Source organism: Neisseria yangbaofengii, assembly GCF_014898075.1.
Taxonomy (GTDB): Bacteria; Pseudomonadota; Gammaproteobacteria; order Burkholderiales; family Neisseriaceae; genus Neisseria; species Neisseria yangbaofengii.
This window is the reverse complement of the sequence record NZ_CP062976.1, coordinates 2,387,943-2,402,198: the sequence shown is the minus strand read 5'-3', so window position 1 is coordinate 2,402,198 and position 14,256 is coordinate 2,387,943. Positions and strand designations below refer to the sequence as shown.

Annotated in this window: 14 protein-coding genes; all 14 read right to left on the bottom strand. The window is 53.6% G+C overall.

The annotated features are described in order from the left end of the window. Window positions 1-9 precede the first annotated feature (9 nt). Window positions 10-1,509, bottom strand: coding sequence for an NADH-quinone oxidoreductase subunit M (locus H4O27_RS11680; protein ID WP_165007002.1), 1,500 nt, complete (start codon window positions 1,507-1,509; stop codon window positions 10-12). 112 nt (window positions 1,510-1,621) lie between these two features. Beyond that, window positions 1,622-3,655 (bottom strand): NADH-quinone oxidoreductase subunit L, encoded by a 2,034-nt coding sequence (nuoL, locus tag H4O27_RS11675; RefSeq protein WP_165007005.1) that lies wholly within the window; start codon window positions 3,653-3,655, stop codon window positions 1,622-1,624. An 81-nt stretch (window positions 3,656-3,736) separates the two neighbouring features. Next, the gene (gene nuoK / locus H4O27_RS11670; protein WP_165007008.1) at window positions 3,737-4,042 is read right to left on the bottom strand and encodes an NADH-quinone oxidoreductase subunit NuoK; all 306 of its coding nucleotides are present in this window, start codon (window positions 4,040-4,042) and stop codon (window positions 3,737-3,739) included. Beyond that, window positions 4,039-4,692, bottom strand: coding sequence for an NADH-quinone oxidoreductase subunit J (locus tag H4O27_RS11665; protein WP_165007011.1), 654 nt, complete (start codon window positions 4,690-4,692; stop codon window positions 4,039-4,041). Before H4O27_RS11665 ends, nuoK begins: the two co-directional genes overlap by 4 nt. Window positions 4,693-4,769: 77 nt before the next feature. Further along, window positions 4,770-5,249: an NADH-quinone oxidoreductase subunit NuoI gene (gene nuoI / locus H4O27_RS11660; protein WP_165007013.1), complete on the bottom strand. Its 480-nt coding sequence runs from the start codon at window positions 5,247-5,249 to the stop codon at window positions 4,770-4,772. Between the two features lie 20 nt (window positions 5,250-5,269). Beyond that, complete coding sequence (gene nuoH / locus H4O27_RS11655; protein WP_165007258.1) at window positions 5,270-6,346, bottom strand: NADH-quinone oxidoreductase subunit NuoH; 1,077 nt, start codon at window positions 6,344-6,346, stop codon at window positions 5,270-5,272. Between the two features lie 2 nt (window positions 6,347-6,348). Next, window positions 6,349-8,610, bottom strand: a complete 2,262-nt coding sequence (nuoG, locus tag H4O27_RS11650; RefSeq protein WP_165007016.1) for an NADH-quinone oxidoreductase subunit NuoG — start codon at window positions 8,608-8,610, stop codon at window positions 6,349-6,351. Window positions 8,611-8,745: 135 nt separating this feature from the next. Continuing rightward, complete coding sequence (locus tag H4O27_RS11645; protein ID WP_226883402.1) at window positions 8,746-9,708, bottom strand: MBL fold metallo-hydrolase; 963 nt, start codon at window positions 9,706-9,708, stop codon at window positions 8,746-8,748. Between the two features lie 74 nt (window positions 9,709-9,782). Continuing rightward, window positions 9,783-11,078, bottom strand: a complete 1,296-nt coding sequence (gene nuoF / locus H4O27_RS11640) for an NADH-quinone oxidoreductase subunit NuoF (RefSeq protein ID WP_165007019.1) — start codon at window positions 11,076-11,078, stop codon at window positions 9,783-9,785. 105 nt (window positions 11,079-11,183) lie between these two features. Further along, window positions 11,184-11,468: a chorismate mutase gene (locus H4O27_RS11635; RefSeq protein ID WP_165007022.1), complete on the bottom strand. Its 285-nt coding sequence runs from the start codon at window positions 11,466-11,468 to the stop codon at window positions 11,184-11,186. Between the two features lie 84 nt (window positions 11,469-11,552). Continuing rightward, window positions 11,553-11,870 carry a cupin domain-containing protein gene (locus H4O27_RS11630; RefSeq protein WP_165007025.1) on the bottom strand — a complete coding sequence of 106 codons (318 nt, stop codon included), beginning with the start codon at window positions 11,868-11,870 and terminating at the stop codon, window positions 11,553-11,555. A 72-nt stretch (window positions 11,871-11,942) separates the two neighbouring features. Then, a complete protein-coding gene (nuoE, locus tag H4O27_RS11625) occupies window positions 11,943-12,416 on the bottom strand; it encodes an NADH-quinone oxidoreductase subunit NuoE (protein WP_165007028.1) in 474 nt (157 codons plus the stop codon). Continuing rightward, window positions 12,416-13,672, bottom strand: a complete 1,257-nt coding sequence (gene nuoD, locus H4O27_RS11620; protein ID WP_165007031.1) for an NADH dehydrogenase (quinone) subunit D — start codon at window positions 13,670-13,672, stop codon at window positions 12,416-12,418. The genes nuoE and nuoD overlap by 1 nt, the downstream gene beginning before the upstream one ends. Next, the gene (locus H4O27_RS11615) at window positions 13,662-14,255 is read right to left on the bottom strand and encodes an NADH-quinone oxidoreductase subunit C (RefSeq protein WP_165007034.1); all 594 of its coding nucleotides are present in this window, start codon (window positions 14,253-14,255) and stop codon (window positions 13,662-13,664) included. Before H4O27_RS11615 ends, nuoD begins: the two co-directional genes overlap by 11 nt. Window position 14,256 lies beyond the last annotated feature (1 nt).

The window sequence follows — 14,256 nt, the reverse complement described above, 5'->3', positions numbered from 1 at the left end:
TCACACACCTCAAATCTTACTTTGCGCGACTTGCGTAATCAGGTCGTTTGCCGCCTGATGAACCACTTCGATAAAGGCTTGCGGATACAAACCCATGCCCAATACGGCAACTGCCAGAACCGCCAAAATCAGAAATTCGCGGCAGTTGATGTCTTTCATTTCGGCAACGTGCGGATTATTGACAGCGCCGAAAATCACCCGTTTGTACATCCACAAGGTATAAGACGCACCGTAAATCAGTGTCAGCGCCGCCAGCGCACCAATCCAGAAATTAACTTCCACCGAACCCATAATCACCATAAATTCGCCGACAAAACCAGAAGTTGCCGGCAAACCTGCGTTTGCCATGCCGAACAGCATCATAAAGGCGGCAAATTTCGGCATCACGTTCACCACACCGCCGTAATCGGCGATGTTGCGGGTGTGCAGCCGGTCATACATCACGCCGATACACATAAACATTGCCGCCGACACGAAACCGTGCGAAATCATTTGGATGACGGCACCTTTGAGCGCCCAATCGTTCAGCTCGCCGCCGACAAACAGGAACATGCCCAGCGTTACGAAACCCATATGGCTGATGGAAGAATACGCCACCAGTTTTTTCATATCGGTCTGCACCAGTGCCACCATGCCGATGTAAATCACGGCAATCAGGCTCAATACGATAATTACCGGCGCAAAATAGCGGGAAGCGTCGGGCAAAATCGGCAGGATAAAGCGCAAAAAGCCGTATGCGCCCAGTTTCAGCGTAATTGCCGCCAGCACCATCGAGCCGCCGGTCGGTGCTTCAACGTGAGCATCGGGCAGCCAGGTATGCACGGGGAACATCGGTACTTTCACCGCAAACGACAGGAAAAACGCCACAAACAAAAGCTGTTGCACACCCATCGGAATCTGTTTCAGATTTTGGAAATCGGCAATCGCAAAGCTGCCGCCCGCCTGATAGGAAAGATACACCATCGCCACCAGCATCAGCAGCGAACCCATCAGGGTATAGAGGAACAGTTTCACCGAAGCATACACCCTGCGCGGGCCGCCCCACACGCCGATAATCAGATACAGCGGAATCAGCATACCCTCGAAGAATACATAAAACAGAATGGCATCCTGCGCCGCAAATGCGCCGTTAATCAGGCCTGACATCACCAAAAACGCCGCCATATACTGCGCTGCACGCTTCTTAATCACTTCCCAGCCCGCCAACACCACCATCAGCGTGATAAACGCATTCAGGATAATAAACAGCACGGAAATGCCGTCCACGCCCAAAGCGTAATTGATTTTCAAGAGCGGAATCCACTCGTGAAACTCGGTAAACTGATAGCCGCCGCTCAAACGGTCAAACTGCGTAAACAGCGGCAGCGTTACCAAAAATCCGGCCGCCGCACCGATTAAGGCAATCACACGGGCCAGCGGCGCACGCCTGTCTGATCCCGTTGCCAGCACCAGCAGGCCCGCCAGTATCGGCACCCATATTGACAAACTAAGCAAGTTATTGAAAAACATCGTTTTACCTGTTTTCTCTATTTTAATTCTTGAATGATGTCCTGCCCGGGTTTTCAGACGGCCTCAAGGCCGTCTGAAAATAAGCCGGCGGATTTTTCGCAGCCAAAACCGCTTATCCGGCAAACAGCCGCCAGAACGTTACGCCGATCAGCACCAATACACCGACCACCATCGCTGCGGCGTAGGTATAGATAAAGCCGGTTTGGGCTTTGCGCACTTGGGCGGCGACACCGCCGACCAGTTTGGCGGCGTTGTTCACGATGCCGTTGTCGATAATGGCCACATCGCCGACTTTCCAGAAGAAGTTGCCCAACGCTCTCGAACCTTTGGCGAATACGGCAAAATATACGGTATCCAAAAAGTATTTGTTGTCCAACAGCTTATAAACCGGGCTGAAAGCGGCGGCAATTTTTGCCGGCAGATGCGGCGCTTTGACATACAGCAGCCAAGCCGTTGCCACGCCTGCCAAGGCAAGATACAGCACGGGCGAAGTGAAACTGTGTGCCACCATGCCCAATGCGCCGCCGTGGTGGGCAAATTCATGTGCCATTTCGCTCATCACCGGATGGGCTTGATGATTCACGAAAATCACGTCTTTGAAAAAGTCGCCGTACAGCAGCGGCTCAATGGCAATGTAGCCGATAATCACCGACGGCACGGCCAGAACCAGCAGCGGCAGGGTTACAACCAGCGGGCTTTCGTGCGGATTGTCGTTTTTGCCCAAACCGTGATGATGGGCATCATCGTGATGGTGGCCGTGTTGGATTTCACGCCATTTTTCTTTGCCGTGGAATACCATAAAGTATTGGCGGAAGGCATAAAATGCGGTAACAAACACGCTTGCCAGCACGGCAAAATAGGCGAAACCGCTGCCCGGCAAAGTGCTGGCTTTTGCTGCTTCGATAATCGAATCTTTGGAATAAAAACCGGAGAAAAACGGCGTGCCGATCAGCGACAGATTGCCAATCAACATCGTCAGCCAAGTAATCGGCATATATTTTTTCAGATTGCCCATGTGGCGCATGTCTTGGTCGTGGTGCATACCGATAATGGCACTGCCCGCCGCCAAAAACAGCAGGGCTTTGAAAAATGCGTGGGTCATTACATGGAACATGGCAACCGAGTAGGCGGACGCACCCAGCGCAACCGTCATATAGCCCAGCTGCGACAGCGTGGAATATGCCACCACCCGTTTGATGTCGTTTTGAATCACGCCCAAGAAACCCATAAACAGGGCGGTAATTGCACCGATAATCATGATGAAGTTCAAGGCGGTATCGCTCAATTCGTACATCGGCGACATACGGGACACCATAAACAGACCCGCCGTTACCATGGTTGCGGCGTGAATCAGTGCCGAAATCGGGGTCGGGCCTTCCATCGAATCCGGCAGCCAGACGTGCAGCGGGAATTGGGCGGATTTACCCATTGCGCCGACAAACAGCAGAATGCAGGTTACGGTCATCAGCGACCATTCGATACCGGGGAAAAGCTGAATCGTGGCGTTTTGCACATTCGGCAAATAGGCAAATACGTCTTGATAGCGCAGGCTGCCGCCGAAATACGCCAACACCAAACCGATACCGAGAATAAAGCCGAAGTCGCCGACACGATTCACTAAAAATGCTTTCAGATTGGCAAATGTGGCGCTTTCTTTTTTGAAGTAGAAACCGATCAGCAGGTAAGACACCAAGCCCACGGCTTCCCAGCCGAAGAAGAGCTGGATAAAGTTGTTGCTCATAATCAGCATCAACATGCTGAATGTAAACAGGGAAATATAGCTGAAAAAGCGTTGGTAGCCGGTTTCTTCGTCGTGCATATAGCCGATGGTGTAGATATGCACCATCAGCGACACGCTGGTTACCACCACCATCATCATGGCGGTCAGGCTGTCCACCAGAAAGCCGACTGAAAAATCCAAGCCGCCCATTGTCAGCCAAGTATAGACGTTTTCGTCAAACTTGGTGCGTGTGCCGTCGATAAAGCCCCACAGCACATAAGCCGACAATACCGCCGACACCGCCACGCCGAGAATGGTCGCCGTATGCGCCCCTGCCCTGCCGATTTTGTTGCCGAACAGACCCGCCAGCAGGCAGCCCAGAAGCGGCGTGAGTGCGATGGTTAAATATAAAGTCATCTCGTTCATTTGATTGAACCTTTTAATTTAGGAAACTTTTCGGTTTCAGGCCGTCTGAAAATGCGGTATGCCGCATTCAGGCCACGCCCGTCAGCCTTTCAGCTCGTTCAACTCTGCCACGTTAATGCTTTGGCGGTTGCGGTACACCAATACCATAATTGCCAAACCGATGGCGGATTCTGCGGCGGCTACGGTCAATACGAAAAATACGAAAATCTGTCCGGCGGTGTCGCCCAGATATTGGGAAAAGGCGATAAAGTTGAAATTCACCGCCAGCAGCATCAGCTCGATCGACATCAGCAGAACCAGCACGTTTTTGCGGTTCATAAAAATGCCCATGGCGCTGATACCGAACAGTAACGCACCCAATACCAGATAATGTGTCAGGGTAATCATGCTCCGCCCTCCTGTTTGCCGGCTCCGGCTTCTTCTTGATTTTCAGACGGCTTCACCGCTGCCATTTTGACCAGACGCATACGGCTTTCGTCTGCGGTAACTTTAACCTGATCGCCCGGATTGATGTATTTCGGATTGGTGGATTTGCGGTGCACCAAAACAATCGCCGCCACCATGCCCAACACCAGCAGCACCGCCGCCAGTTCGAACGGCAACAGATAAGTGGTGTAAATGCGGCTGCCCAAATCACGGATATTGTTGTAATCGGCGGGAATGTCTTTCATTTCGCCGAATGCCGCCAGATTGGTTTGCGGATTAATCAGAATCAGAATCAGCGCTACGGCAAACAATGCGCCGACAATGCCCGCCACCGGTGCATGCCGCCAAAATCCGGCACGCATTTCTTCGATGTCGATGTTCAGCATCATCACCACAAACAAAAACAGTACCATCACGGCGCCCACGTACACCACCACCAGCGTAATGCCCAAAAACTCCGCCTGCATCAGCAGCCACATCATCGCCGACACGCAGAAGGTCAGCACCAGATGCAGCGTGGCATGGACGGGGTTTTTGGCGGTTACGGTCCGCACTGCGCCATAGAGAATGATGGCGGCAAAAATATAAAACATAATGAGGGAGAAAGTCATGATTTCCGCTCTTTCTTAATATTCAACAAACCGTTGCAGGCCGTCTGAAAACAAGGATTATCAATTTTCAGACGGCATCAGCGGTACGGCGCGTCGGCCGCTTTGCGTTTGGCAATCTCGGCTTCGTATTGGTCGCCGATGGCCAAGAGAATCGGCTTGGTCATATGCAGATCGCCTTTTTTCTCGCCGTGGTACTCAAAAATATGGGTTTCCACAATCGCATCGGTCGGACAGGCTTCTTCGCAGAAACCGCAGAAAATACATTTGGTTAAATCAATATCGTAGCGAGTGGTGCGGCGGGTGCCGTCTTCACGTTCTTCCGATTCGATGTTGATTGCCATCGCCGGACAAACCGCTTCGCACAGTTTGCAGGCAATGCAGCGCTCTTCGCCGTTGGGATAACGCCGCTGGGCGTGCAAACCCCGGAAACGCACCGACTGCGGCGTTTTCTCTTCGGGGAAATAAATCGTGTCTTTGCGGGCGAAAAAGTTTTTGAGCGTTACGCCCATGCCTTTTACCAATTCGCCGAGCAGGAAGGTTTTGAATAAATTAGCCATAATTGTTTACACCTGAATCTTTATTTCCACAAACTCAGCGGCGAAACCATCCACAATGCCAGTATCACGATATAGGCAAAGCCGATCGGAATCAGGATTTTCCAGCCCAAACGCATGATTTGGTCGTAGCGGTAACGCGGGAAAGTGGCACGAATCCACAGGTAGCCGTATAACACGAATGCCATTTTGGCAAACATCCACAGGGCGCTCGGTGCACCGATAATGCCCCAGCTTTGCGGGAACGGCGACAGCCAGCCGCCGAGGAACATCAGCGCCGTCAGGGCGGCAATCAGAATCATGAAGATGTATTCGGCAAGGAAAAACAGGGCAAAAGCGAAGCCGGAATATTCGACGTGGAAACCGGCCACGATTTCGGATTCGCCCTCGGCCACGTCAAACGGCGCACGGTTGGTTTCGGCCACGGCGGAAATCAGATAAACGATAAACACCGGAAACAGCGGCAGCCAGTTCCACGACAATACCGAACCGCCGGCAATGCCTTTGGCCTGTTCGGCCACAATGTCGGAAAAGTTCATGCTTCCCGACACCATCACCACGCACACCAGCGCCGCACTCATGGCAATTTCGTAGGAAATGCTTTGTGCGGAAGAACGCATGGCGCCAAGGAAGGAATATTTCGAGTTGGAAGCCCAACCGGCAATAATCACGCCGTACACCGACAACGAGGTAATCATCAGGATATACAGCAAACCCAGATTGATGTTGGTCAGCACCCATTCTTCGGAAAACGGAATCACCGCCCACGCCGCAAACGAAGGGGCAAGCGAGAGAATCGGGCCGATGTAGAACAGGGCTTTGTTGGACAGTTTCGGGCGGGTAACTTCTTTAAACAGCAGCTTGAACACGTCGGCAAACGGCTGAATCAGACCCCACGGGCCGGTTACGTTGGGGCCGACGCGCAGCTGCATAAAGCCGATGACTTTACGCTCGAAATAGGTCAGGTAAGCCACGGTGAGAATCAGCGGGATTAAGATAATCACGATTTTGAGCAGCACCGATACCACCAAACCGACCGTTACGCCCAAACCGCCCATGCCCAATGTTACGGCAAACAGGTTTTCAAACCATTCCTGCATCATTATTCCCCTACCAGTTCAATCGGGTACATCAATGCGCCCAACGCTGCATTTTCGCTGTGCAGCGGCAGATGTACCACGTTTTCGGCGATATTTTTATCGGCAACCACGGCCACCCGCAGGCTTTCGGTGTTTTGTTTGGCAACGGCAAAACCGCCGTCCTGCAAACCGAGCGCAGCCAAGGTATTCGGATGGATACGGGCGGCAGGCACGGCGGCATGGCCGGTTGCCTGCAACGGCGCAGAACGGCGGACAATGGCATCGCTATGGTAAATGCCGATACCGCCGGTACGCATCAGGATCGAGGCCGTCTGAAAATGCGCTTCGCCCGCCCAAGTGCTGCGGTTGTCGAGTTTTGAGGCCAGTGTTTCGGCCAAACCGCTTTCTTTCAAAACTTCTTCGCTGTGGTGATAGTCAAACCCGTTCAAGCCGAACAGATTGCCCAATACCCGCAATACTTTCCACAACGGACGGGCTTCGCCGTAAGCCTGCACCACGCCGTGGAAGGATTGCAGCCGGCCTTCCATATTCACCAGACTACCCGAGGTTTCGGTAAACGGTGCAATCGGCAGCAGCACATCACAAACTTCGAGCAGGGTATCGCTGACATACGGGGTGAACGCCATCACGCTTTTTGCCTGTTTCAACGCCGCCACGGCCTGCGCAGCGTTGGCCACATCGATTTCAGGTTCGACATTCAACAAAATAACCGCCTGTTTCGGCCCGGCAATCATTTGCTGAATGCTTGCACCGCTGTCGATATTCAGTGCGGCGGCACCGACGCTGTTTGCCGCCTGCGGCAAAATGCCCAATACGGCGCCGGTTGCGGCGGCCAGCTCTTGTGCGGCGGCATAAACGGCAGCGTAATCAGGGTGGTTTTGCACTTCCGCACCCAAAATAATCGCAGCTTTTTCAGCCTGCTTGAGACTGATAAAAGTGGCATTGTCGATTTCGGTCGCCCATTTTTTCAGACGGTCTGCCCACTCGGCAGGGTGCAGCGCTTCTTGTGCCAGCAGCGGCATATTCAGCGTTTCCTTGCGGCTGCCCAATACGCTCAGTTTCAAAGAACCGTGGGTTGCCACACGCAGGCGGGCGGTCAGCAGCGGCTGCTCTTGGCGCAGATTGGCACCGACAACCAAAACGGCATCGTTGGCAGCCAAATCCTGAATGCTTTGTCCCAACCATTGCGCACCTTTAAGGCCGTCTGAAAGACGGTGGTCTTGCTGTTGCAGTCGGGTATCGATATTGCCGATACCCAAACCGGCGGCGAGTTTTTTCGCCAGATACAGCTCTTCCACCGTATTCATCGGGTTTGCCCAAATGCCGATTTGGTCTTGGTTGCCGTCTTTGGCGATACATTCCACCGCATTGCGGACATATTCGAGGGCGGTTTTCCAATCGACATCAATCCACTCGCCGCCCTGTTTGATTTTCGGCGTTTTCAGACGGCTTTCGTGATACAGGCCTTCGTAGGCGAAACGGTCGCGGTCGGAAAGCCAGCATTCGTTGATGGCTTCGTTTTCCAGCGGCAATACACGACGGACGGTGTGTTCTTTGGTTTGCACAATCAGATTGCTGCCCAGCGAATCATGCGCCGAAACCGATTTGCGGCGGTTGAGTTCCCAGCTTCGGGCATCGAAGCGGAACGGTTTGCTGGTCAATGCGCCGACCGGACACAAATCAATCACGTTGCCCGACAATTCGGTTTCCACTGCCTTGCCGATAAACGGCATGATTTCGGAATGCTCGCCCCTCCCTGCCATGGCAATTTCCTGCACACCGGCGATTTCTTCGGTAAAGCGCACGCAGCGGGTGCAGTGGATACAGCGGCTCATTTCTTCGGCAGACACCAGCGGCCCCATGTCTTTACCGGCAACGGAGCGTTTTTCTTCGGTATAACGGCTGGCCGTTTTGCCGTAGCCCATCGCCAAATCCTGCAACTGGCATTCGCCGCCTTGATCGCACACGGGACAATCCAGCGGGTGGTTGATCAGCAGAAATTCCATCACGCCCGACTGCGCTTCTTTAGCCTTTGGCGAATGGGTGCGCACCACCATGCCGTCGGTTACCGGCGTGGCGCAGGCCGGCAAAGGCTTGGGCGCTTTTTCCACTTCCACCAGACACATACGGCAGTTGGCGGCGATAGAGAGTTTTTTGTGGTAACAGAAATGCGGGATATACGTGCCGAGCCGGTGGGCAGCTTCGATTACCGTCGTCCCCTGCTCTACCGCAAGCTGTTTGCCATCGATTTCGATTTGTAACATGGTAAGTTTCCTAGTTACGGATTTTTAAGGTTTCTTGATCAGGTCGTCTGAAAAAAGTCTTCAGACGGGTATTTTAGATATTTTGGATACAGAACCCGACTTTCAACCCAACCCGCGCTTATTCGGGTGCGGCAGTCAGCGGGCGCAACTTCCGGTTTTTTCGCCGCTGTGTACGGCGTAAATATCGCAGTCCCGCGCAAACGCCAGCCTGCCTTTGTATCGGCGGCCGATGGCGGAGGCTGTTTCCTGCATGACGTTTTCAGTGCGGTTCATAAAGTGCGACAGCACCACACTTTTTGCGTTGGCAGCGGCTATGCGTCCGATTTCAGACGGCTTCATGTGCAGTTTCAAAGCGATGCGGTCGGTGCTGTCTTCTGGTACCGCATTATGTGCCACGAACAAATCCGTATCGGCGATGATTTTGTCCAAAGTCCGACCCATATTGCTTGTACCGCTGGAAAACACGACTGCACAGCCGTCTTTTTCCACCCGCCAGCCCAGCGCGGGAATAATGCTGTGCGTTACGGGGACGGCACGGATGCGGAATCCGCCCTCCGCAGCGGTGAATACTTTCGGCTGCGATGCGTCGGCCGCCACAGTAACAGGTTTGAGACGGAACGACTCGCCGCCGTCCAAAAAGCCCGACAGGTAAGAATACGCGCCGTTAGTACCGATCAAACGCGCCAAATACTGCGGCAAATCCGGCACGATATGGTTGCCGGAAGGACCGTAAACAGGCAAATCACGGCTGCGCCCCGTAAAAAACGCGCCTTTGACCAAAGCGGGAAAATCATTTACATGATCAACGTGGAACTGACTGAGCAACACTGCCTGCAAGTCTTCTATTTTCGCACCCGCCCGCTCGAAATTCAGCGATGTACCCGAACCGAAATCCACCAATACGGCGGCACGGCCGTTTTCCCGCACCAAATAACCTACCGAAGCACGTTTGTCGTCCAGCTCCGGACCGCCCGAACCGAGTACGACGACATCGAGATTGCGGTTGCTGCATACCGCCGCCTGCGCGACTACGGGAAAAGCGGTCAGCACCGCCAGCGCAAACCCGCCGACCATATGGAAAAGTTTTTTTGTTTTCACTTTAATTATCGTTTTATTATCGTTTGTTATGCGACATCAATAACGAATGTGCTTTCGACTGTATGCAAACAGTTTTAACACCACTTGTGCGCCTTTGCCGGTTTGCCGTGTTCGATGTAATGCACAAATTCGTCACGGAAATGTTTGGTGAAGCTGCGTACGGGGAACACGGCGGCATCGGCGAGGGCGCAGATGGTGCGGCCGGCCATTTGGTTGCCGACGGAATCCAAAAGTTCCAAATCTTCCATGCGGCCTTTACCTTCGACAATGCGGTGGACAATGCGGTACAGCCAGCCCGTTCCTTCACGGCACGGGGTGCATTGGCCGCAGGATTCTTCAAAATAGAAGTAGCTCAACCGCTCCAAGGCTTTGACCATGCACACGTCTTCGTCCATCACGATAATCGCACCCGAACCGAGCATCGAACCGGCTTTGGCGACCGAATCGTAGTCCATATTGGTATTCATCATGATGTCGGCGGGCAGCACGGGGGCGGACGATCCGCCCGGAATCACGGCTTTGAGTTTTTTGCCGCCGCGCATTCCGCCCGCCATTTTTAAGAGTTCGGCAAACGGCGTACCCAGCGGCACTTCGTAGTTGCCGGGGCGTTCGACATGGCCGGAGATGGAAAACAGTTTGGTGCCGCCTGCGCCTTCCACGCCTTGCTCTAAGAATTTTTGACCGCCGTCGCGGATGATAAACGGGACGGACGCAAACGTTTCCGTGTTGTTGATGGTAGTCGGTTTTCCGTATAAGCCGAATGAAGCAGGGAAAGGCGGTTTGAAGCGGGGTTGGCCTTTTTTGCCTTCCAGCGATTCGAGCAGTGCGGTTTCTTCGCCGCAGATGTAGGCACCGTAGCCGTGGTGGGCGTGGAGTTCAAATGAGAAATCCGTTCCCAGAATGTTGCTGCCCAAAAATCCGGCGGCACGGGCTTCGGCGAGAGCGGCTTCAAAGCGTTGGTAGCCCTCGAAAATTTCACCGTGGATATAGTTGTAACCCGCCCGGCAGCCCATGGCGAAACCGGCAATAATCATGCCTTCAATCAGAGCATGGGGGTTGAACATGATGATGTCGCGGTCTTTAAACGTACCCGGCTCGCCCTCGTCGGTATTGCAGACAACGTATTTTTCGCCCGGAAACGAACGGGGCATAAAGCTCCATTTCAAACCGGTGGGGAAGCCCGCACCGCCGCGCCCGCGCAGCGCTGAGGTTTTGACTTCGGAAATGACGTCGTCTTGGGTCATAGGCTGGGTCAGAATACGGCGCAGGGCTTGGTAGCCGCCCCGTTTGACGTATTCTTCCAGTTTCCAGCAATCGTATTGGGCGGTATCGACTTGGTCGAAAATCACGCCTGATTGGTAAATAGCCATTTTGCTTTATCTCGGGTATTTCGGTTTTCTGTCCGGACGGCGGTTTGCGGCCGTCTGAATTGCTTCGGGTTGGTTTTGTTTGTTAAATCAAATGCCTGAACCGTGTCAGACTGTGTGTTTGTTCACTTCGATTTCCAAGCGGATAAACGCTTCAATCATCGCCTGCCATACGGCTTCGGCCACATCGGGCGACAGCCCCGCCGCTTCTGCCTGCGAACGTCGGGCGGCAAGCACTTGGGCGACTCTCTCGGGGGCGGCAACGGCCTGTGCATCATTTTTCGGCTTCAGTTTTCCGGCCTGCTCCACCAGTTTCTGCCGCTCGGCCAGCAGCTTAATCAGCTGCATGTCCAAGCCGTCGATGGCTTGCCGGACTTGTTTGAGGTCGCCCATTATTTGCTCCGTTGGTCTGCCGCTTGGCTTGCTAGGCCGTCTGAAAACCGCTTTTCAGACGGCCTCTGTTTTCTGCAACTTTGTTTATACGCTGCCTTCTTTTTCAATCACCAGAATCCGTGCCGCTCCCTGCGGACGGGCAAGGTGTTCGGTGCCGACGGCGGCGAAGAAAATATCGCCCGCCTGCAAACGTACCACTTGTTCTGCGCCGTGTTCCCGATAGTGCATATCGACTGTGCCGCTCATGACGGCAAACACTTCTTCGCCGTCGTTGATGTGCCAACGGTAAGGCTGATCCGTCCAATGCAGGCGTACGGTGATACCGTTCATATTGGCGATATCCAGTGCGCCCCATGCTCTGTCGGCGGTAAATTCGGCGCTGCGGATGGTTTGGTGGCTCATGTTTTGTCCTGTTTGCGCCATAGCCACTGCTTTTTTCGGCCGATGCCGTCTGAAAAGCGGTTTTCAGACGGCCTATTGCAACTCCGCCAGTTTGGCTTCAATCGCTTCGGCACTCATAAAGCTGCACATTTTGTGGTTGTTCACCAACATCACCGGCGCATCGCCGCAGGCACCCATACATTCGCCTTCAATCAGGGTAAATTTACCGTCGGGCGTGGTTTCGCCGTAGCCGATGCCGAGTTTCTGTTTCAGGTATTCGCCGGCATCCACGCCCCCCCGTAGGGCGCAGGGCAGGTTGGTGCAGACGGTGAGTTTGTATTTGCCCACCGGCTCGAGTTGGTACATATTGTAAAACGTGGCGACTTCATACGCCTGCGCTGCGCTGATGCCGATATAGTCGGCAACAAAGGCGATGGTTTCGGGAGCGAGCCAGCCCTTTTCTTCCTGCGCAATCCGCAGGGCGCTCATGGTGGCGGAACGGCGTTGGTCAGCGGGATATTTTGCCAGCTCGACATCAATCAGTTGTAAAGATTCTGCGGATAACATTAGCGGTCAACCTCCCCGAATACGATGTCTTGCGTGCCGATAATCGCCACCACGTCGGCCAGCATATGGCCTTTTGCCATTTCGTCCATACCTTGCAGGTGGGCAAAGCCCGGCGCACGGATTTTCAGACGGTAAGGCTTGTTGGCGCCGTCTGAAATAATATAAACACCAAATTCGCCTTTCGGATGCTCGACGGCGGTATAGGTTTCGCCTTCGGGAACGTGCATGCCTTCGGTAAACAGTTTGAAATGGTGGATTAAGTCTTCCATGCCGGTTTTCATTTCGCTGCGTTTGGGCGGGGCGAATTTGTGGTTTTCGGTAATCACCGGCCCCGGATTGGCACGCAGCCATTCGGAACATTGTTTGATGATGCGTACCGACTGGCGCATTTCCGCCATGCGGCACAGATAACGGTCGTAGCAGTCGCCGTTCACGCCGACCGGAATATCGAAATCCATTTGGTCGTACACTTCATACGGCTGGGTTTTGCGGATATCCCACGCCACGCCGGAACCGCGCAACATTACGCCGGTAAAACCTTTCTGCATGGCACGCTCGGGCGACACCACGCCGATGCCGACGGTACGCTGTTTCCAAATACGGTTGTCGGTCAGCAGGGTTTCCAGCGTGTCGATGTTTTTCGGGAAACGTTCGCAGAAAGCGTCGATAAAGTCGAGCATGGTGCCTTCACGGGTTTCGTTGAGCTGTTTTAAGACTTTGCCGTTGCGGAACTTGCTGCTTTCGTATTTCGGCATAAAGTCGGGTAAATCCCGATAAACGCCGCCCGGACGGAAATAAGCAGCGTGCATCCGTGCGCCGGAAACCGCTTCGTATAAGTCCATCAGCTCTTCACGGTCACGGAAGGCATAGAGAATGGCGGTCATGGCGCCGATGTCGAGAGCGTGCGAGCCGACACCCATCAAATGGTTGAGAATGCGGGTTACTTCGGCAAACATAGTACGGATATATTTGGCACGGATCGGCACATCAATCCCGGCCAGCTTTTCTACCGCCAGACAATACGCCTGCTCATTGACCATCATGGAAACGTAGTCCAAGCGGTCCATATACGGCAGTGCCTGCAGATAGGTTTTGGTTTCCGCCAGCTTTTCCGTACCACGGTGCAAAAGGCCGATATGCGGGTCGGCACGGACGATGGTTTCGCCTTCCAACTCCAAAATCATACGCAACACGCCGTGCGCCGCAGGGTGTTGCGGGCCGAAGTTGATGGTGTAGTTTCTTAATTTATTGCTCACCGAAATGCTCCTCACGCACAATACGCGGCGTAATTTCACGAGGTTCGATGGTTACCGGCTGGTAAACCACCCGTTTTTCCGCTTCGTCGTAACGCATTTCCACATAGCCGGAAACCGGAAAATCTTTGCGGAACGGATGGCCGACAAAGCCGTAATCGGTCAGAATGCGGCGCAAATCAGGGTGGTTGTTGAACAGAATGCCGTACATATCGAAGGCTTCCCGCTCGTACCAGTCGGCACTGTTGTAAATATCCACCACCGATTCCACCAAAGGGAAATCATCGTCCTGCGCCCACACTCGGACACGGATACGCCGGTTGTTTTTTACCGACAATAATTGGCTGACCACGGCAAAACGTTTGCCTTGCCAAGTCTGATTGCGGTAACTGCTGTAATCCACGCCGCAAAGATCGACCAGAGATTCGAAATGCAGCGCTTCGTTTTCTTTCAACACCGTCATCACTTCACGGTAGTGTTGCGGCAGACATTCGATGGTAATTTCACCCAAACGGTTGATGATATTCAGGATTTTATCACCCAGAATATCGGATACTGTTTGCTGGAAGTTGCTTAAAGTTGCCATG